The organism is Burkholderia sp. AU45251, from assembly GCF_030482905.1.
Classification (GTDB): Bacteria; Pseudomonadota; Gammaproteobacteria; order Burkholderiales; family Burkholderiaceae; genus Burkholderia; species Burkholderia aenigmatica.
In genome coordinates, this window is the sequence record NZ_JAUJQH010000001.1 from 1,075,608 (window position 1) to 1,096,165 (window position 20,558).

Below are 20,558 nucleotides of genomic sequence, written 5' to 3' on the forward strand. Positions count from 1 at the left end.
GCGCTACTGCCCCGACTGCGCGAGCGGGCCTTGCGGGCCCTGTCCCGTTCCCGACGGCCAGCCGCCCGCCAGCGCCTTGTACAGCGCCACCGTCGACGCCGCACTGCGCATCCGCCCGTCGGCCGCCGCATCCTGCGCCTGCAGCAGCGTGCGTTGCGCGTCGAGCACTTCGTAGTAGTCGATCGCCCCCGCCGAGAAACGCGCCTGCGCCAGTTGCGCGGCGCGCGCGCTGTCGGTCGCGGCCCGCACGAGATGGTCCGTCTCGTCACGCGTGCGGGCGGCGCGCAGCAGCGCATTCTCCGTTTCCTCCAGCGCCCCGAGCACGGTCTGCCGGTACTGCGCGAGCTGCCCGGCCGCTTCCGCATCGCTCGCGGCGATCCGCGCACGCACGCGGCCGACATCGAGGAACGACCAGTCGATGCCGAGCGCGATCAGGTTCGTGTCGCTGCCCGCGCGGAAGAACCCGTAGCTGCTCGTCGCGCTGCCGAGCAGGCCCGACAGCGTGAAGCGCGGGAACAGGTCGGCCGTCGCGACGCCGACGCGCGCGGTCGCCGCGTGCAGCCGCGCCTCGGCGGCCGCGACGTCGGGCCGCCGCCGCAGCAGGTCGCCCGGCGTGCCGGGATCGATGTCGGCGGCCAGCGCCGGCAGCGGCACGGGCGTGCCCGCCGACGCGGCTGCCTTCGGCAGATCGAAGCGGCCGCTCAGCGCGTCCGGCGTCTGCCCGGTCAGCACCGCGAGACGGTGCTCGTCGACGCCGATCGCCGCTTCGTACACGGCGATCCGCGACGTCGTCGATTCGTACTGCGCACGCGCCCGCGCCGCATCGAGTTCGGAGCCGCGCCCCGCGCCGACGCGCGCATTGATCAGCGCGAGCGTCTGCTTCTGGTTGTCGGCGTTCTCGTGCGCGATCCGCAGCCGCTCCTGCGAGCCGCGCAGATCGACGTACGTGCTCGCCACCTCGCCAGCGATCGCGACCCGCACCGCGCGCACGTCCGCCGCGCTGGCGGCCGTTTCCGCACGCTGCGACTCGATCGACCGGCGCACGCGGCCGAACAGGTCGAGTTCCCACGCCGCATTGATCCCGACGCTGGACGTCGGCGTATCGCGCTGGCTGCGCGGCGCGCCGAACGCCTGATCCTTGCTCATCAGCTGATGGCCGATCTTCCCGCTCGCGGTGATCGTCGGGTAGCGGTCGAACGTGGCCTGCGACAGCAGCGCATTCGATGCGTCGTAGCGCGACACGGCGACCTGCAGGTCCTGGTTCGCCGCGAGCGCCGTGTCGATCAGTTGCGTCAGCGTCGGATCGCCGAAGCCGCGCCAGAACGTGGCATCGGCATCGGCCGACGCGTCGGGCGGCGTATCCGGCGTCGTACCGGACGGCGACGCATCGCGCGGCGACGCCGGATGCGCGTCGCGCGCGAACCGCGCGGTCGTGGCCGTGTCGGGCCGCTTGAAATCGGGGCCGACCGCGCACGCGGCGAGCGTCACCGACATCGCGAGCGCGGAAAGACGAAAAGCGGCGCTCATCGGTTTTCTCCTTCGAGGGTGCCGTGGTGTTCGCTCCACACGGCCGGTGTGCCGCCCGCGAGCTTGCGGATCGCCACATAGAACACGGGCGTCAGGAACAGCCCGAACAGCGTGACGCCCAGCATCCCCGCGAACACGGTGATGCCGGTGGCCGCCCGCACTTCGCTGCCCGCGCCGCCGCCGATCAGCAGCGGCACCGAGCCCGCGATGAACGCGACCGACGTCATCACGATCGGGCGCAGCCGCAGCTTGCACGCTTCGAGCGCGGACTCAATCACGCCCTTGCCCTGGATTTCGAGCTCGCGTGCGAACTCGACGATCAGGATCGCGTTCTTGCACGCCAACCCCATCAGCACGACCAGACCGACCTGCACGAACACGTTGTTGTCGCCACCGGACAGCCACACGCCGAACAGCGCGGCGCAGATGCACACCGGCACGATCAGGATCACCGCGAGCGGCAGCGTCCAGCTCTCGTACAGCGAGGCAAGCACGAGGAACACGAGCATCACCGCGAGCGGGAACACGACGATCGCCGCGTTACTCTGCGTGACCTGCTGGTAGCTGAGGTCGGTCCATTCGAGCGTGATGCCCGGCGGCAGCACGTCCTTCGCGATCTGCTGCAGCTTCTCGATCGCCTGCGACGACGACATCACCTTCGGATCGGCGTCGCCGATCAGGTTCGCGGCCGGATAACCGTTGTAGCGCACCACCGGGTCGGGCCCGTACGCGGGCGCCACCGTCACCATCGAGCCGATCGGCACCATCTCGCCCTTCGCGTTGCGCGTGCGCAGGTTCGCGATGTCGGCGGCCGTCTGCCGGTGGCCGGCATCCGCCTGCGCCATCACGCGGTACACGCGGCCGAACAGGTTGAAGTCGTTCACGTACATCGAGCCGAGATAAACCTGCAGCGTACTGAACAGGTCGGTCAGCGCGACACCCTGCGCCTTCGCCTTCAAGCGGTCGACCTTCACCTCGAGCTGCGGGATGTTCGCCTGGTACGAGCTGACGGGGTAGCTCATCCCCGGCGTCTTCGCGACCGCGGACTGGAACGCGGTGAGCGCGTTCTGCAATGCGCCGTAGCCGAGCCCGCCGCGATCCTCCAGGTACAGCGAATACCCCGAGCCGTTGCCGAGGCCCTGGATCGGCGGCGGCATCAGTGCATAGGTAATGCCGCCGCCGATGGCCGCGAAGCGCGCGTTCAGGTCCGCGTTGATCTGCGCGGCGCTGCGGTGGCGCTGATCGAACGGCTTCAGGATCACGTACGAGTTCGTGATGTTCGGCGTGTTCACGCCCTGCAGCGCATTCAGCCCGGCAAACGCCGGCACCATCTCGACACCGTCGGTGCCGAGCGCGATCTTCGTCATCTGCTCGGTCACCTCGCTGGTGCGCGCGAGCGATGCGCCTTCCGGCAGCTTCGCGCCCGCGAACAGGTACAGCTTGTCCTGCACGGGGATGAAGCCGCCCGGCACCGCGTTGAGCAGCAGCGCGGTCGCCGCGAGCAGCGCCGTATAGACCGCGAACACCGCCCCGCGCCGCTTCAGCGTGCGGCCAACGAAGCCGTGATAGCGATCGGAACTGCGGTCGAAGAAGCGGTTGAACGGATGGAACAGCCAGCCGAACGCGCGATCGAGCCCGCGCGTGAGCGCATCCTTCGGTGCGCCGTGCGGACGCAACAGCTTCGCCGCGAGCGCGGGCGACAACGTCAGCGAGTTGATCGCGGAGATCACCGTCGAGATCGCGATCGTCACCGCGAACTGCCGGTAGAACTGGCCCGTGACGCCGGACATGAACGCCATCGGCACGAACACCGCGCACAGCACGAGCGCGATGGCGACGATCGGCCCCGACACCTCGCGCATCGCCTGATGCGCGGCGTCGCGCGGGCTCAGCCCCTGAGCGATGTTGCGCTCGACGTTCTCGACGACCACGATCGCATCGTCGACGACGATCCCGATCGCAAGCACGAGCCCGAACAGCGTCAGCGTGTTGATCGAATAGCCGAGCAGATAGAGCCACGCGAACGTGCCGACCACCGACACGGGCACCGCGACGAGCGGAATGATCGACGCGCGCCAGGTCTGCAGGAACAGGATCACGACGAGCACGACCAGCACGACGGCCTCGATCAGCGTGTGCTGCACCGCGCGGATCGATTCGCGCACGAAGACTGTCGGATCCCACACGGGTCGGAACGCGACGCCGGGCGGGAAGCGCTTCGACAGTTCGTCGAACTTCGCATAGACGGCCTTCGCGACCTCCAGCGCGTTCGCGCCCGGCGACAGGAAGATGCCGACCACGGCCGAATGCTTGTTGTTGAAATACGAGCGCAACGTGTAATCGCCCGCGCCGAGCTCGATGCGCGCGACGTCGGACAGTTTCACGACCTGGCCGTCGCCGCCGTTGCGCAGCACGATGTCGCCGAACTCCTGCGCCGTGCGCAGCCGGCCGCGCACGTTGATCGACAGCAGGAAGTCGTTTTTCTTCGGCGACGGCTCCGCGCCGAGCTGGCCGGCCGACACCTGCACGTTCTGCTCGCGCACGGCGGCAATCACGTCGCTCGCGGTCAGCCCGCGCGACGCGAGCCGGTTCGGGTCGAGCCACAGCCGCATCGCGTAGTCGCCCGAGCCGTACACGCCGACGTCGCCGATGCCGGTGAGCCGCGACAGCTCGTCCTTCACATGCAGCGTCAGGTAGTTGCGCAGGTACAGCGAATCGCGGCTGTTGTCCGGCGAATAAAGGCTCACGTACATCAGCGGCGTCGGCGACTGCTTCTGCGTGGTCACGCCGTACTGGCGCACCTCGTCGGGCAGGCGCGACAGCGCCTGGCTCACGCGGTTCTGCACGCGCACGGCGGCCGTGTCGGGATCGACGCCCTGCAGGAACGTGACGACGACCTGCAGGCTGCCGTCGGAACCGGCGACCGACTTCATGTACATGATGCCTTCGACGCCGTTGATCGCCTCTTCCAGCGGTTCGGCGACCGATTCGGCGATTTCCTTCGGGTTCGCGCCCGGGTATGTCGCCCGCACGACGACGCTCGGCGGCACGACTTCCGGGTACTCGCCGGCCGGCAGCATCGGAATCGAGATCAGGCCGATCGCGAAAATGACGATCGACAGCACGACCGCGAAGATCGGCCGGTCGATGAAGAATCGGGAGAAATCCATGACCTGTCTCCCGTCACTGCGCGGCCGGCGCACCGGCGTCGGCGATGGCCTGCGTGCCGTTGCCTGCGCCGTTACCCGCGCCATTGCCGGCACCGGCGTCGGCGCGCGCAGGCAGTGCCTTCGGCTTCACCTGTGCGCCCGGATAATAGATCCGCTGCATGCCGTCCACGACCACGCGGTCGCCCGCCTGGATCCCCTTCTCGATGATCCGCTCGCCGTCCAGCCCGCGGCCGATCGTCACGTCACGGCGCATCGCCTTGTCGCCGGGTCCGATCACATACACGTACTTGCGGTCCTGGTCGGTAAGCACGGCCTTGTCGTCGACGAGCAGTGCATCCTGATCGCGGCCGCTGACGAGCTGCACGCGCGCATACAGGCCCGGCGTAAACGTATGGTCCGCATTCGGCAGCCGCACGCGCGCGCGGATCGTGCCCGTTTGCGGGTCGAGCCGGTTGTCGAGGAAGTCGACGGTGCCGGCATGCGGGAAACCCGTCTCGTTCGCGAGGCCCACGCGCACCGGATCGGCGCCGATCGCACGGTGCTTCGGATCGGCACGCCGTGCGTTGTAGCGCAGGTAGCTCTGTTCGTCGCAGTCGAAATACACGTAGACGGGGTTCTGCGACACGACGGTCGTCAGCAGCGTGTCGTCCGCGCGCGCCAGATTGCCGACGGTAGCGACCGCGCGGCCGACGCGGCCCGCGATCGGCGCCCGCACTTCGGTGAAACCGAGATTGAGCTTCGCATCGGCGACGGCCGCGTCGGCCGCCTGCAGGTCGGCACGCGCCTGCTCGGCCGTGGCGCGCGCGTTGTCGAGCTCTTCCTGCGACGTCGCATGCGCATCGATCAGCGTCTGCACGCGCTTGAGCTGCACGTTCGCGAGGCTCGCGGCCGCGCGGGCCCGCTGCAGCTGCGCATTCGCGCGATCGAGTGCGATCCGGTACGGGCGCGGGTCGATCTCGAACAGGAGCGCGCCCTGCGCGACCAGATCGCCTTCCTTGTAGGCGACGCGTTGCAGATAGCCGCTCACGCGCGGCCGCAGTTCGACCGCGTCGACCGCTTCGACGCGTCCGTTGAATTCGTCCGCGAGGCGGATCGTGCGCGGCGCGATCGTGGCGACGCCGACTTCGGGAAGGGATTGGGCCGACGACGTGCCTTTGCCGTCGTGACAGCCCGACAACGCCAGCAGCAGTGCACAGGCCGCGCCCAAAGGCGACGTCCTGCGTAGGGATAAGGAGAGCATGATGCCTCGCGACGGGTTAAACTGCCGCGTAGCATAAAAGTTGAAGTTAACTTCAAGTCAAGTTTTCCCGGAGGGGCAACATGGGTATCCAGGAAATCCCGCAATGGCCGCTGATGTCGATTCGCGAAGTAGCCGCGCGCAGCGGCGTGCCGGCGTCGACACTGCGGTTCTACGAGACGCGCGGGCTCATCAAGTCGCACCGCAACGGCTCGAGCCATCGCCACTACTCACGCGCGGTGCTGCGGCTGATCGCGTTCATCGTGTTCGCGCAGAAGATCGGCTATTCGCTCGACGAAATTGCCGAGCAGCTCGTCAGCCTGCCCGAGGACACCGCGCCGAGCAACAAGGACTGGCAGCGGCTGTCGCGCGGCTGGAAGCAGCGGGTCGCGAGCCGGATCGAGGAGCTGCAGCGGCTCTACATCAGCCTCGACGAATGCATCGGCTGCGGCTGCCTGTCGCTGAAACGCTGCAAGCTGACGAACCCGGAAGACCGTGCGGGTCGCAACGGGCCCGGCGCGCGGCGCTGGCTCGGCGACCCGCCGCCCCCGGACCTCGAATGACCGGCAGACGGGCGCGGTGTGCGATGCCGCGCCTGTTCGTGCCGATGCAACCGCAAGGTATTACGTTCCGCGAACTGAAGGATGCGGGCAGCCCGCTCGCGTACGAGCTGGCGATCGCGTACCGGACGCCATCGCCGCTCGTCGATGCGTTGCGCGAGACCGCGCGAAGCGCGGTGCGCGAACTGGGGCGGGTGCTGGCGGTGTGACCGCGCGCGGCGCTCAGCCGCCGACGACGTTGAACGCGACGTCGACCACGGCCTTCCGGAACGCGTCCGGCTGCGTGGGCAGCGACGTGTACTCCAGCATCATGTGACTGTACGACACAGTCGTGCCGATCGCGCTCGCGATCATGAAGAACAGCACCGTCGGCTCGACCGGGCGGATCACGCCGGCCTCCACCGCATCCGACAGCAGCGGGAACATCACGTCGTAATACGGGCGCACGATCTGCTCCTGCAGCCGGTCGAGCCGCCCGCCCACTTCGGTCGCCGCCGTCGAGAAGAACATGCCCATGTCAGGCTCGTCGAACTCGTGGTCGACACACAGCTCGATCGCGCGCCGCACGCGGTCGCGATGCGGCAGCGGCGACGTGCGCAGCGCGCGCATCGCATCGAACATCGGCACGGCCAGCTCGGCGATCTGCTCGACGATCGCCAACCACAACGTTTCCTTCGTCCCGAAATGGTGCGCGATCAGCGCCGCGTCGACCCCCAGCTCGCGCGCGACTTCGCGCACGCTCGTTGCGTCGTAGCCACGCCTCGCGAACGTGCGGCGCGCGGCCCGCAGTATCACGTCCGGACCGACGGACGCCCCGGCCAGCGGCCGCCCTCGCATACGCCGCTTGGCCGGCGCGCGCTCAGTGACTTCAGCCACGTTCTCCTGCTCTCCTTGAATGATTCGAATGCCCCTGTTCCGGCCCCGCTTGAGCGCCGCCGAAACCGGGTGACCTGCCCCACTCCGTTGACACGCGAAGCCGGGAAGCGCTAGGATCATACCTTATTCATCACGTGATGATTTATACATGACAACCCCTACACGCATCGTCATCGTCGGCGGCGGGATCGCCGGACTGCAGCTCGCCACCCGCCTGGGCGAGCGCCTCGGCCGGTCCGGGCGCGCGCAGGTCACCGTCGTCGACCGCAGCCCGACCCACATCTGGAAACCCATGCTGCACACGATCGCGGCCGGTACGCGCGACGTCCAGCAACAGCAGGTGATCTTCCTCGCCCATGCACGCGACCACGGCTACACGTACCAGCCCGGCGAACTGAAGGGGCTCGATCGCGCACGCCGCCGCGTGCAGCTCGGCGAGATCCGCGCGCAGGACGGTGAGCTGATGCTCGACGCGCGCGAACTCGAATACGACGTGCTGATCCTCGCGCTCGGCAGCCAGGCCAACGATTTCGGCGTGCCAGGCGTGCGCGAGCACTGCTATTTCATCGACAGCCAGCAGCAGGCCGAGACCTTCAACGAAGCGTTGCGGATGCGCGTATTTCGCAGCGTCGCGCGCGACGAAGCACTGCGCGTCGCGATCGTCGGCGCGGGTGCGACGGGCGTGGAACTCTCGGCGGAGCTGAGCCGGTTGCTGGAAGTGGGACAAGCGTATGGCGACGCGAGGGTGCGCGAGCGGCTGCAGCTCACGCTGCTCGAAAGCGGCCCGCGCATCCTCGCCGCGTTTCCGCCGAGGATTTCCGCATCGGCGCAGCGACGGCTCGAACAGATCGGCTTTCATGTGTTGACGTCGACGCGCGTCACGGCAGCCGACGCGAACGGCTTCCACTACGGCGACGGCTCGTTTGCGGAAGCGGACCTGATGGTCTGGGCGGCTGGCGTGAAGGCGCCCGATTTCATGCAGGCGCTCGACGGGCTCGACACGAATCGTGCGAACCAGCTCGTGGTCGGGCCGACGCTGCAGGCCACCGGCGACGAGCACGTGTTCGCGATCGGCGATTGCGCGAGCCTGTTGCCCGACGGCCACGAACGGCCGCTGCCGCCAACCGCGCAAGTCGCGACGCAGCAGGCCGAGCATCTCGCGAAGCACCTGCCTGAGTGGCTCGACGGCACGCCGATTCCGCCGTTCGCGTTCCACGATTTCGGCGCGCTCGTGTCGATCAGCGACTACGACGCGTTCGGCACGCTCGGGCAGTTCGGGTTCTTTCGCGGCGGCTTCATCCAGGGGCGCTTCGCGCAGCTCAGCCACCTGATGCTCTACCGGCGGCACCAGCAGGCGCTGCACGGCTTCCCCAAGGCGACCCTGCTGTGGATCGCCGAACGGATCAACGGCTGCGTACAGCCGCGCATCCGCCTGTCGTGATGCCGCACGTGGCGGTGTCGCGTAACGTTTAGAGGAAAACTGACATGAACAACCGTATAGCGCCCTGGCTCGTGACCGTCGCCGCGATCAGCAGCTTCGACATGCCGTCCGTCTCGTGGGGCGTGCCGCGACGGCGCAGCGTCACGCGCGACCGGCTGCCGTCGTGGGACGCGACGAGCAAGCCGTCCATCAGCGTGCTCGAACGGCCCACGGCCGACACCGTGATGATTTCATGGTGCGACGCCTGCACGGGGCACTACGGTTACCAGAAGTGGCGGCTGTTCACCACGCGCAAGCGCGGCGTGTGCGCGCTGTCGGGGCAGCCGATCGAGATCGGCGACAGTGTCTTTGCGCCGCAATTGCTCGGCTCGACGCCGGGCAACGCCGCCGCGATGGTGCTGGCCGCGTGCATCGACGCGGCCCGCCCCGCCGAGGCGGCCTGAGGGCCGGGAATTCGGCCCGGGATTCCGCTTCAGGCAGTGGTGACGCGATCCGCATCGCGGACCGCCTCGCTCATCCGCGCTTCGGCTTCCGCATCCAGCCGCGCCGCATTCGCTTCGGCTTCCGCTTCCGGCATCAGCTCGCCTTCCCATTTCGCGACCACCGCGCTGGCGATCGAGTTGCCCACCGCGTTCGTGGCCGAACGGCCCATGTCGAGGAACGTATCGACGCCCAGAATCAGCAGCAGCCCCGCTTCCGGGATGTTGAACTGGTGCAGCGTCGCGGCGATCACGACGAGCGACGCACGCGGCACGCCGGCCATGCCTTTCGACGTCAGCATCAGGATCAGCAGCATCGTGACCTGCGTGCCGAGCGACAGGTGAATGCCGTATGCCTGCGCGATGAACAGCGACGCGAACGTGCAGTACATCATCGAGCCGTCGAGGTTGAACGAATAGCCCATCGGCATCACGAAACTCGAAATCTTGCGGCGCACGCCGAACCGGTCGAGCGCATCGAGGATCTTCGGATACGCGGCTTCCGAGCTCGCGGTCGCGAACGACAGCATGAACGCTTCCTTGATCAGCACCAGCAGCTTGAACACGCGGCGGCCGAGGAACAGCAGCCCGGCGGCGACGAGCGTGCCCCACAGCAGGAACAGGCTCAGGTAGAAGTCGCCCATGAACACCGCGAACTTCAGCAGGATCGACAGGCCGTTGATCGCGACGGTCGACGCCATCGCCGCCAGCACCGCGAGCGGCGCAAGCTTCATCACGTAGCCGGTAATCTTCAGCATCACGTGCGCGAGCTGGTCGATCGCCGCGACGAGGATCTTGCCGCGTTCGCCGAGCGACGCGAGCGCCACGCCGAAGAACATCGAGAACACGACGATCTGCAGGATCTCGTTGTTCGCCATCGCTTCGGCGATCGACTTCGGCACCATGTGACCGACGAAATCCTTCAGCGTGAACTTCGACGTCGCGAGATGCGCGGACGCGCCGATATCGGGCAGCGGCAGCCCGAGGTTCTCGCCGGGGCGCAGCAGGTTCGCCATCAGCAGCCCGAGCAGCAGCGAGATCAACGACGCGGTGACGAACCAGCCGAGCGCCTTCACGAACACGCGGCCCACCGACGACGCGTCGCCCATGTGCGCGATGCCGACGACCAGCGTCGAGAACACCAGCGGGCCGATCACCATCTTGATCAGTCGCAGGAACACGTCGGACACCAGCGAGATGTAGCCGGCGATCTCCGTCGCGGCCTGCTTGTCCGGCAGTTGCGTATAGATCATGTAGCCGATCAGGATGCCGGCCGCCATCGCGAGCAGGATCCAGCCTGCCGCGGACATTCGTTTGTTCATAACGGAATTCGACGCACGGGAAGATGTTGACGGATGAAAGGCGCGCATCCCGTGCCGTGCCAGGGGGCGCGCGTGGCAAGCCGGTCGTGCCCGGTGTGTCGGGCACGGGTGCCGGCGCCGGTCAGGCTCGCGGAGATCCGCGAACTGACGTACTGCCGCCGCAACGGCATTCGCTCGGAGGCGAACGCCGGCGGCAGCGATTCAGCATGATGCAATCAGATCAGGTCAGTAACCGATCGCCGAACCGGCCGGACGGCGCGGGTCGTTGTAGCCGTAGATGAAGCCGACCCGCACGTTGCCGGACACGGACGAATCGTTCCCGGAACTCTGGCGGCTCGCCGCTTCGGTACCCGGCAAGCCGACCATGATCAGCTCGGCGGCGCCCCACGGCGTCTGCTCGACCATCTTGTAGCCCATGTTGCGCAGGATCGCGAGCGTGTCGGGCGACAGTCCGTAGGTTTCGTAATAGACCTCGTCGGGCAGCCACTGGTGGTGGATGCGCGGCGCGGTGACCGCGTCCTGCGGCGTCATCCCGTAGTCGATCACGTTCAGCACGGTCTGCAGCGTGATCGTGATGATGCGCGAGCCGCCCGGCGAGCCGACCACCATGAACACCTTGCCGTCCTTCTTCACGATGGTCGGCGCCATCGACGACAGCGGACGCTTGCCCGGTGCGATCGAGTTGCGCGTGCCCTGCACGAGACCGAACAGGTTCTGCGCGCCGACCTTCACGGTGAAGTCGTCCATCTCGTCGTTCAGGAAGAAGCCCGTGCCCGGCGCGATGACCACGGCGCCGAAGCGTCCGTTGACCGTGTAGGTCGTCGATACCGCGTTGCCGTCCTTGTCGATGATCGAGTAATGCGTCGTCTCCGGCTTCTCGTGCACGCCGACGCCCGGCTGCACGTCGACCGACGGCGTTGCCGTATCGGCATGGATGCTCTTGCGGATTTGCGCCGCGTAGTCCTTGCTCGTCAGCTTCGCGACCGGGTTGTCGATGAAGTTCGGGTCGCCGAGCAGCGTGTTGCGGTCTTCATACGCATGGCGCATCGCTTCGGTCATGTAGTGAACCGCCGCGGCCGAATGGTAGCCAAGCTTGCGCATGTCGTACCCTTCGAGGATGTTCAGCGTCTCGCACATCGTCACGCCGCCCGAGCTCGGCGGCGGAGCCGACACGAACTCGTAGCCGCGATACGTACACGTCAGCGGCGCCATGTCCTGCGCGCGGTACGACGCGAAATCGGCCGCCGTGATCAGGCCGCCGCCCTTCCTGGCCGCGGCCTCGACGATCTTCGGGATCTCGCCGTGATAGAACGCGTCGGGGCCCTGCTCCGCGATGCGCTCGAGCGTGCGGGCCAGGTCCTTCTGCACCAGGCGATCGCCCGGCTGCAGCGGCGTGCCGTCCGGCCGCAGGAAGATGCGGGCCGCATCCGGGTCCGTCTTGAAGCGGTCGATCGTCGTGTCGAGGATGTCCGTATCGGCGCGCGTCAGCACGAAGCCGTCGCGCGCGAGCCGGATTGCCGGCGCCATCACCTGCTTGCGCGTCAGCTTGCCGTACTTGCGCTGCGCGAGATCGAGGCCGGCGACCGTGCCCGGCACGCCGACGGCGCGATAGCCGTACAGGCTGTCGTCCTGAATGACGTTGCCCTTCGCGTCGAGATACATGTTCGCCGATGCCGCGGCCGGCGCCGTCTCGCGGAAATTGATGAAGCGGTCGCGGCCGTCGGCGAGGTGCACGGTCATGAAGCCGCCGCCGCCGATGTTGCCGCAGCACGGGTTGGTCACGGCCTGCGCATAGCCGACTGCTACCGCGGCGTCCACCGCGTTGCCGCCTTCCTTCAGGATATCGACGCCGATTTGCGACGCGAAATGCTGCGAGGACACGACCATGCCGTTCTTCGCTTCAACCGCGGGGTCCGAAGCGGCGAACGAGCACACGCTCATGGCCGACAACAGGGTGAGTACTACGAGCCGCCTCATGACGGAATCCTCCAGACAAAAAAACCGGGCCAGGCCGGGATGCGCCACCGCGTCATCACGTGCCGACGCTGCCAATCCGGAATGTAATAAACCATACATTCCGGCGAGGCCGCGATCATAGCACTCGCTTTTTTACGCTAAAACCTAGGGTAATCACTGAATATATGGCGACTGCCCCCGGGAATGCTTTTCGATGTATGTTTATTTCATTACATAAACCGACGTGCCATGCGACCGGATGATGCGTCCCTCTAATTTCGAGCCGCAGACGGCCTGCCGCACGTCGATCGGCTAACATGCATGGAGTCGCCGGCAGACACCCGTCTGCCGTTTGTCATTCAGATCAGAAAGCTGGAGTGCCCGATGGGGACGAGCATCAGGGCGTTGCTGTTATCCCAGATGGATAGCTTCACGCCGTCGGAACAGAAGGTTGCGCAGGCGTTGCTGGATCGCTATCCCAGCCTCGGGCTCGGACCCATCGCCCAGTTTGCGAAGCAGGCGGAAGTCAGCGACCCGACCGTGTTCCGCTTCGTCGTCCGGATCGGGTTTCCCAACTACTCGTCGTTCCAGCAGGCGCTGTATGGCGAGATCGACACCGCGATGAATTCGCCGCTCGCGCGGATGGACGCGTTCCACTCGGAAACGGGCATGCGCGACAGCCATGCGGCGATTTTCCAGCGGCTGTCCGAATCGCTCGCCACCACGATCGACGGGCTCGATGCGGCCGCATTCGACGCGGCCGTGGCGTTGCTGGCCGATCCGGATGTGCGTGTCTTTTGCGGCGGCGGGCGTTACACGGCGCCGCTCGCGTCGCTGTTTTCATTCACGCTCGCGTACGCGCGGCCACATGTTCAGTATATCGAACCGAATGTGAATCTCGCGTCGGTCGCGTTGGCGGACATGGGCCCCGGCGACGTGCTCGTCATTTTCGATTTTCGCCGCTATCAACGGGACAGTATTCGCTTTGCGCAGGCCGCGCATCGGCTCGGCGCCCGCGTGCTGCTGATCACGGACGAATGGCACTCGCCTATCGGCGAGTTCGCGGAGATCGTGCTGCGCATCCGGGGGCAACCGTTCGCGATGCTGCAGACCAACGTGCCGGCGCTCGCGCTCGCTGAAGCACTCGTGATCGGCGTGACGAATCAGTTGCCGGAACTGGCGCGGCAGCGGATGGAGAAGATCGAGCATCTCAATTCCGGGGGGAGCGAGCCGGATATCAGTCAGCGGGATTTGCCGGAGTGAGGGGGCGCTGCGCGCAACAGCGCCATTCACCGAGGCTGGACGCGCCGAAACCCGATCGTCGACACGTTCAAGGTTCCGCGCGCCACCGGTAGGTGTTCTCCACATCCGGCCGCCAGGTGGCACAGCTTTCCTCCGTTCCGAGCCTGCTCGCATCCTCATTGACCCGCGTCGGCGACCACGGCACGTTTCGCTGCGCCCCGAGCTGCGCAGAGGTCCGGATGGCGACGACGCCGGAGCTGCTCCAGCTCAACGGGTTCGGAATCCCGGTGCAGTGATCCAGCATGGGGCCCGGCTCTCCCAACACCTTCGGCAATGCCAGATTGATGGTCACCGACGCCCCGCGCTCAAATGCACGGCGGGTCTTTTGATAGTCTGCCAGCGCCGCGTCCGCTTGCTTGAGCACAAGCTGCGCGCTCGGCTGCTGCAACATGAACTTGAGCGGCAACACCAGCGACACGCCGTCCAGAGACGCGCCGCGGTGACTGACCGGCAGTTCGAACCGCAGTTGGATCGATTCCTGCCCGGGCGGGCCGGGCATGACCCGGGGCTGCACCGTAACAGGATGATCTTTCGTTTCACTCTCCAGGTGCGGGGAGGGATAACACACCACACCGGTCATGCATCGCGACATTTCCACGACCGTGGTCGGCTTCCAATAGTGGCCGACGATACTCGCGTGCTGCAGCATTTCATCGAGGGCATTTCGATTGTCGGAAGGACTCGCGTACTGATAGCGCAATGCGCGCGCTTCAACGGTGAAAGTCACGGCTTCACTCGCGCTTGCCGATACCGCGCCAAAAGGCAATGTCGCCACGGCCAACCCGATCGACACTATTCTCCGGCTCTTCAATGCACGACTCCCGATACACAAAAAATGCCGGCGATCCGGTTACACGGCATACCCCGCTCCCGCAGCAGAATGGTCATTGATCAACGAGAAACGCCAAACCGCAATCTGGCCTGCGACGCCAGGACAGGCAGGACGCCATCACGCGCCACATGCATGCCGGTGTGGGCCTTCCATACAGGCCCGATTGCCTGCCGGCCACAAACCGCCATCTTACCTTTTGCCGGCAACCGCCTCGGTGCGAACGTTATTCCGCTCCGCCGCGCCCATCCGTGTCCGCGCTGTCATGTTCGGGTTGAATGCAATGACCGGCAATCCATTATCGATCTGATAGAAAGCGTGGCCGCCCGCGGCAAGGTAGCGAATTCCGCCAAGGGGTGTCGATACCGCGGGAATCGCGAGCATTTATCGCGACTGCTCCATATTTTCCAGAATGACGGGCATACGAGCGACACGAAATTATTTTCTTGTCGGAAAGGGAGGCAGCCAACGCTGGATGCGTCAGGAATGGAAAGCATGACGCGAAGGCGGCGTCGATGATCTTTTTCATCGCTCCGCCCCGGCAACTGATCCGGTATCGCCGCAGGCATTGATTCGCCCGAACATCGGCCATGCCGATTTCCGGCATTTCCCGTCACCGTACGATCGGCCAGTGGTGACGATTGCATTCGATGAACGTGCACGTCGTGTCGCGCCTGCCGGGCAGTACGCGCACGCGTTCCAAAGGATGTCGCGCGCCCGCTTCAGACGCGCCGCTTCGGCACGCAGTCTCGACCATTCCGTCGGCTTCGGACTGACTGGTTTCGCACTGCCTCCGCAGGGCTCCCCCCTTCCTGCCCGGCCCTGCTCATCTGCTTGCCCCTTGCCCGGGTTAGAACACTCGGCAAGGGGCTCGTTTTGCAGTGGCTGTTCGGTCGATCCGTCCGCGGGCTTCAGCTCTCGACATCCTCGAGACTGAACACCTCGGTCTTGTCGTTATACGAGAACACTTCCCCGTAACGCCCCCAGTCGATCACCGCGTCGAGCGTTTCCTCGGCCGCTTCGTCGGACAGGACATCCTCCAGCTCCTGCTCGAAGCGCACGCGCGGCGCACGATGGCCCGGACGTTCGTTCAGCACCTTGCGGATCCGCGCGGCCAGCGGCACGTGCTTCAGCAGGTGATCCGCGAACATCAGCTTGCGCTCCTGCGTGCCGAATTCCGCGAACACGCGGGCGGGCGGCGTGAGGAACACGTCGCCTTCACGCACGTCCGCGAAACCGAGGTACTGCAGCACTTCGGCGATCGGGAACAGTTCGTCGACTTCCAGATGCAGCGTGCGCGCGATTTCCGGCATGTCCGCGCGGCCGTGGTACGGCGCCATCGCGAGCGTCTCGATCAGGCCGGACATCAGGTTGGTCGACACGCGCGGCAGCCAGCTGCCGAGCTCGAGCCCCTTCTTCGTCGCCTCGTTGGTCGCACGCGCCGTCATCTTCGCGTAGATGTCGTCGACGAGCTTGCGGAAATCGGTGTCGAGCCGGTTGCGCGGATGCTTGAACGGCACCTTGATCTCGGCAATCACGCGGCCCGGGTTCGACGACAGCACGAGGATCCGGTCGCACATGAACACCGCTTCCTCGATGTTGTGCGTAACGATCAGCACCGACTTGATCGGCATCCGGCCCTGCGTCCACAGATCGAGCAGGTCGGTACGCAGCGTCTCGGCGGTCAGCACGTCGAGTGCCGAAAACGGCTCGTCCATCAGCAGGATCGTCGGATCGACGACGAGCGCGCGCGCAAAGCCCACGCGCTGACGCATGCCGCCCGACAGCTCGCGCGGATACGCGTTCTCGAAGCCGTCGAGACCGATCAGGTCGATCGCGGCCAGCGCACGCTCGCGCCGCTGGCGGGCGTCGACACCGAGCGCCTCGAGGCCGGCTTCCACGTTCTGCAGCACGGTAAGCCACGGGAACAGCGCGAAGGTCTGGAACACCATCGCAACACCTTCGGCCGGACCGTCCAGCGGCTTGCCGAGATAAGACACCTCGCCGCCGGTCGGCTCGATCAGGCCGGCGATGATTCGCAGTAGCGTCGACTTGCCCGAGCCGGAACGGCCGAGCAGGCCGACGATCTCGCCTTCGCGCAGCGACAGGTTCGCGTCGTCGAGCACCAGCAGTTCGCCTTGCGACTTGTTGAAACCGCGGCTGACATGCTCGACGCGCAGGATTTCGTCGCCGAGACGCGGCGGCTGGGCCGCCTGGTTCGTCTGGACGGGGGCATTCATGACATTCGGATTTTGCATCGCGCTTACTCTCAATCGAGACGGAGCCGGGCTTCCGCATAGGCGTACATCGGACGCCACAGCAGACGGTTGAACAGGGTAACGAACAGGGACATCACGGCGATGCCCAGGATGATCTTCGGAAAATCGCCGGCGGCAGTCGTTTGCGCGATGTACGCGCCGAGGCCGTGCGCGACGACCTTCGTATCGCCCCACTGCACGAATTCGGACACGATGCTCGCGTTCCACGCGCCGCCCGATGCGGTGATCGCACCGGTCACGTAGTACGGGAAGATGCCCGGCAGGATCGCCTGCCGCCACCACTGCTTGCCGCGGATATGGAAGTTCTTCGTCACTTCCTTGTAGTCGTTCGGATAGGACATCGCCCCGGCGATCACGTTGAACAGGATGTACCACTGCGTGCCGAGCACGATCAGCGGCGACAGCCAGATGTCCGCATTCAGGTGGAAGCGGACGATCACGATCACGAACACCGGGAACAGCAGGTTCGCCGGGAAGGCGGCGAGGAACTGCGCAAGCGGCTGGATCTTCTCGGCCAGCGCCGGGCGCAGCCCGATCCACACGCCGAGCGGCACCCAGATCACCGATGCGATCAGGATCAGCAGCAGCACGCGCAGCAGCGTGATGAGCCCGAGCACGAGCACATGGCCGACCTCGGCCATCGTCACGCCGGTCGACACGAAGCTGACGACGCGCCACACCACATACACCGTCAACAGGATGACCAGCACGCCCCAGACGATGTCCCCGATCCGCGACGACCGGCGGCGCGATGCGCCGCGCGCACCGGTGCCCTTGAACGACGGCAGGCGCAACGGAATCCGCGCGGCCTGCGACAGCAGCCAGCCGGCCGGCACGAGCAACTGGTGGATCAGGTGCGTGCGACGCATCATGTCGAGCAGCCAGGACTGCGGCGCGTCGCCCGATGCGGTGTTCTCCATCCGGAACTTGTCGGCCCACGCGACGAGCGGGCGGAACAGCAACTGGTCGTACGCGAGGATCACGACCGTCATCGCGACGATCACCCAGCCGACCGCGCCGAGGTTCTTGTCCGAAATCGCCTGCGCGAGATACGCGCCGATCCCCGGCAGCGTGATCGTCTGGTTGCCGACGGTGATGGCCTCCGACGCGACGACGAAGAACCACCCGCCCGACATCGACATCATCATGTTCCAGATCAGGCCCGGCATCGAGAACGGTACCTCGAGCTTCCAGAAGCGCTGCCACGCCGTCAGGTGGAAGCCGCGCGACACTTCATGCAGATCGCGCGGCACCGTGCGCAGCGACTGGTAGAAGCTGAACGTCATGTTCCACGCCTGGCTCGTGAAGATCGCGAAGATCGCCGCGAGCTCCGCGCCGAGCACGCGGCCCGGGAACAGCGCGATGAAGAACGTGACGGTGAACGAAATGTAGCCGAGCACCGGCACCGACTGCAGGATGTCGAGGATCGGGATCAGCACCATGCCCGCGCGGCGGCTTTTCGCGGCGAGCGTGCCGTAGACGAGCGTGAACACGAGCGACGCGACCATCGCGGCGAGCATCCGCAGCGTGGTGCGCAGCGCGTATTCAGGCAGGTTCGACGGGTCGAGCGAGATCTTCTGCGTCTGCAGCACGCCGATCGGCGCCATCGTCTGGTGAAAGCCGATGATCGTCATCGCGAGCAGGCAGATGATCAGCGGAAACGCGACGGCATCCCAGCGGTTGGGTAGCACGCGCCACGCCGAGGCGTTCGCGGTGCGATTCGGATCGAAACTGATATCCATCGGTAGCGTCTTGTGTTGAATTGAAAATCGATGGGACCGGCCGCGCGTCGCGCGGCCGGACGTCGCGCCCCCCGGCGCGGGTCAGAACAGTCCGTGCAGCGCCCAGTACAGGACGGCCGACAGGGCGATCGACGCGGGCAGCGTCAGCACCCATGCGAGCACGAGGTTGCGCACGGTATCCCAGCGCAGGCCCGAGCCGCTCGCCGTCATCGTGCCGGCCACGCCCGACGCGAGCACGTGCGTCGTCGACACCGGCAGCCCGTATGCGTCGGCCATCCCGATCGTCAGCATCGCGACGGCCTCGGCCGATGCGCCCTGCCCGTATGTGAGATGCGACTTGCCGATCTTCTCGCCGACCGTCACGACGATCCGCTTCCAGCCGACCATCGTACCGAGGCCGAGCGCGATGGCGACCGCGACCTTCACCCACGTCGGGATGAATTTCGTCGCGCGATCCATCTGCTTCTTGAACGCTTCGAGCGCGCTCGCGTCCTCGACCGAGAACGCCGGCGTCTTCGCCTTCTCCATCAGCCGGATCGCCTCGGACGCGACATACATGTTGTTGCGCACGTTGTCGACGAGGTTCTGCGGCACGCTCGAGATGCCGCCGGCCTGCGCGACCTGGTCGGCGATCGTGTCGGTGAGCTTGCCCAATGCCGGGATCGTCGCGGGCGACAGCTTGTGCGTGCGCACGTACGCCTCGACGTCGGCGCGCGGGTCGGACGACTGCGCGGCGGGATCCGCGTACTTGACGAGCGTCGTCGACGCGTGACGCGCCACCGCGACGAACGTGCTCGTCAGGTCGGGCGTCACGGCCTTGTTCAGCGCGTAGGCGGTCGGCATCACGCCGATCAGGATCAGCATGATCAGCCCCATGCCCTTCTGCCCGTCGTTCGAACCGTGCGCGAACGACACGCCCGTGCAGGTGAGGATCAGCAGCAGGCGGATCCAGAACGGCGGCGGCTTGTTGCCCTTCGGTTCCTGGTACAGCGCCGGCACGCGCACGAGCGCCTTCAACAGCAGCAGCACGAGCGCAGACAGTACGAAGCCGATCAGCGGCGAAAACAGCAGCGCCTTGCCGACGCCAAGCGCCTGGTTCCAGTCGACGCCGCTCGTGCCCGACGGGCCGCTGACGATCTGGTTCATCAGCCCGACGCCGATGATCGAGCCGACGAGCGTGTGCGAGCTCGACGACGGCAGCCCGAAATACCAGGTCGCGAGGTTCCACGTGACGGCCGCGATCAGCAGCGAGAACACCATCGCGAACCCCGAGCCGCTGCCCACCTGCAGGATCAGCTCGACCGGCAGCAACTGCAGGATGCCGAACGCGACGGCGCCGCTCGACACGAGCACGCCGCACAGGTTCCAGAGGCCCGACCAGACGACCGCCAGGTGCGGGTCGAGCGAATGGGTATAGATGACGGTCGCGACCGCGTTCGCGGTGTCGTGGAAGCCGTTGACGAATTCGAAGCCGAGCGCGATCAGCAGCGCGACGATCAGCAGCAGGAACGGGAGGACCGAGCTTTCCTTGACGGGACTGAGGTCGGCGCTGAGATGAATACCGACATAGACGATGCCGCAGGCAATGATCAGAAAAAACAGCGCGAGGCTGATGGCGCGCGTGCGGTTGCTGACCGCACCGCTGATTTCCGTTGCCGCGAGATTCGGCATGAAGGGGCTCCGGAGAGGTGACTCGGAGTGGCAGGCTATCGACCGGTCGTGACGCAAATGTGACGTGTCACTTACAAGACATTGACAAGCCATCTGTCAGGAATCGCGCCGCACCGCGCAAGCCGCAAACACGGGCGGTCGACCTTGTAACGCATGGGAATAAATCC

Annotated in this window: 15 protein-coding genes and 1 pseudogene; 5 read left to right on the top strand and 11 right to left on the bottom strand. The window is 66.3% G+C overall.

Going from position 1 to position 20,558, the window contains the following annotated elements; translation table 11 throughout:
* Nucleotides 1-3: 3 nt before the first annotated feature.
* From QZM67_RS04685 to QZM67_RS04695, 3 genes are read right to left on the bottom strand one after another with little or no spacing between them, the layout of a single operon-like run.
* A complete protein-coding gene (locus tag QZM67_RS04685) occupies nt 4-1,527 on the bottom strand; it encodes an efflux transporter outer membrane subunit (RefSeq protein ID WP_301800979.1) in 1,524 nt (507 codons plus the stop codon).
* A complete protein-coding gene (locus tag QZM67_RS04690) occupies nt 1,524-4,697 on the bottom strand; it encodes an efflux RND transporter permease subunit (RefSeq protein ID WP_301800981.1) in 3,174 nt (1,057 codons plus the stop codon). The genes QZM67_RS04685 and QZM67_RS04690 overlap by 4 nt, the downstream gene beginning before the upstream one ends.
* Before the next feature lie 13 nt (nt 4,698-4,710).
* Entirely contained in the window at nt 4,711-5,937 is a 1,227-nt protein-coding gene (locus QZM67_RS04695; RefSeq protein WP_301800982.1) for an efflux RND transporter periplasmic adaptor subunit, read from the bottom strand.
* Nucleotides 5,938-6,017: 80 nt separating this feature from the next.
* On the opposite strand from QZM67_RS04695, the gene soxR reads away from it, so the two are divergent.
* Both soxR and QZM67_RS04705 read left to right on the top strand, forming a co-directional pair.
* Nucleotides 6,018-6,497, top strand: a complete 480-nt coding sequence (gene soxR, locus QZM67_RS04700) for a redox-sensitive transcriptional activator SoxR (protein WP_043179662.1) — start codon at nt 6,018-6,020, stop codon at nt 6,495-6,497.
* Nucleotides 6,498-6,520: 23 nt separating this feature from the next.
* Nucleotides 6,521-6,703: pseudogene (locus QZM67_RS04705) on the top strand (LysR family transcriptional regulator); the annotation flags it as partial.
* A gap of 13 nt (nt 6,704-6,716) precedes the next feature.
* On the opposite strand, the gene QZM67_RS04710 reads toward QZM67_RS04705, so the two are convergent.
* Entirely contained in the window at nt 6,717-7,370 is a 654-nt protein-coding gene (locus QZM67_RS04710) for a TetR/AcrR family transcriptional regulator (protein WP_301800984.1), read from the bottom strand.
* Between the two features lie 148 nt (nt 7,371-7,518).
* On the opposite strand from QZM67_RS04710, the gene QZM67_RS04715 reads away from it, so the two are divergent.
* Both QZM67_RS04715 and QZM67_RS04720 read left to right on the top strand, forming a co-directional pair.
* Nucleotides 7,519-8,811: an NAD(P)/FAD-dependent oxidoreductase gene (locus tag QZM67_RS04715; RefSeq protein ID WP_301800985.1), complete on the top strand. Its 1,293-nt coding sequence runs from the start codon at nt 7,519-7,521 to the stop codon at nt 8,809-8,811.
* A gap of 44 nt (nt 8,812-8,855) precedes the next feature.
* Nucleotides 8,856-9,254: a DUF3331 domain-containing protein gene (locus QZM67_RS04720; protein WP_175024328.1), complete on the top strand. Its 399-nt coding sequence runs from the start codon at nt 8,856-8,858 to the stop codon at nt 9,252-9,254.
* Nucleotides 9,255-9,283: 29 nt separating this feature from the next.
* Here QZM67_RS04720 and QZM67_RS04725 read toward each other — a convergent pair whose 3' ends face one another.
* Both QZM67_RS04725 and ggt read right to left on the bottom strand, forming a co-directional pair.
* Nucleotides 9,284-10,612, bottom strand: coding sequence for a dicarboxylate/amino acid:cation symporter (locus tag QZM67_RS04725; protein WP_043179672.1), 1,329 nt, complete (start codon nt 10,610-10,612; stop codon nt 9,284-9,286).
* A 225-nt stretch (nt 10,613-10,837) separates the two neighbouring features.
* The gene (gene ggt, locus QZM67_RS04730) at nt 10,838-12,589 is read right to left on the bottom strand and encodes a gamma-glutamyltransferase (protein WP_301800989.1); all 1,752 of its coding nucleotides are present in this window, start codon (nt 12,587-12,589) and stop codon (nt 10,838-10,840) included.
* A gap of 363 nt (nt 12,590-12,952) precedes the next feature.
* On the opposite strand from ggt, the gene QZM67_RS04735 reads away from it, so the two are divergent.
* Nucleotides 12,953-13,831, top strand: a complete 879-nt coding sequence (locus tag QZM67_RS04735) for a MurR/RpiR family transcriptional regulator (protein WP_301800990.1) — start codon at nt 12,953-12,955, stop codon at nt 13,829-13,831.
* Between the two features lie 67 nt (nt 13,832-13,898).
* Here the strand turns inward: QZM67_RS04735 and QZM67_RS04740 are convergent, their stop codons facing one another.
* The 5 genes from QZM67_RS04740 to QZM67_RS04760 form a co-directional block, all read right to left on the bottom strand.
* Nucleotides 13,899-14,597 (bottom strand): hypothetical protein, encoded by a 699-nt coding sequence (locus tag QZM67_RS04740; protein WP_301800992.1) that lies wholly within the window; start codon nt 14,595-14,597, stop codon nt 13,899-13,901.
* A 294-nt stretch (nt 14,598-14,891) separates the two neighbouring features.
* Nucleotides 14,892-15,083 carry a hypothetical protein gene (locus tag QZM67_RS04745; RefSeq protein ID WP_301800994.1) on the bottom strand — a complete coding sequence of 64 codons (192 nt, stop codon included), beginning with the start codon at nt 15,081-15,083 and terminating at the stop codon, nt 14,892-14,894.
* A gap of 527 nt (nt 15,084-15,610) precedes the next feature.
* On the bottom strand, nt 15,611-16,957 hold the full coding sequence (locus tag QZM67_RS04750) for an AAA-associated domain-containing protein (RefSeq protein WP_175024323.1): 1,347 nt from the start codon (nt 16,955-16,957) through the stop codon (nt 15,611-15,613).
* An 11-nt stretch (nt 16,958-16,968) separates the two neighbouring features.
* Complete coding sequence (locus QZM67_RS04755; protein WP_301800996.1) at nt 16,969-18,720, bottom strand: ABC transporter permease subunit; 1,752 nt, start codon at nt 18,718-18,720, stop codon at nt 16,969-16,971.
* 81 nt (nt 18,721-18,801) lie between these two features.
* Nucleotides 18,802-20,391, bottom strand: coding sequence for an inorganic phosphate transporter (locus QZM67_RS04760; protein ID WP_301800999.1), 1,590 nt, complete (start codon nt 20,389-20,391; stop codon nt 18,802-18,804).
* Between the last annotated feature and the right edge of the window lie 167 nt (nt 20,392-20,558).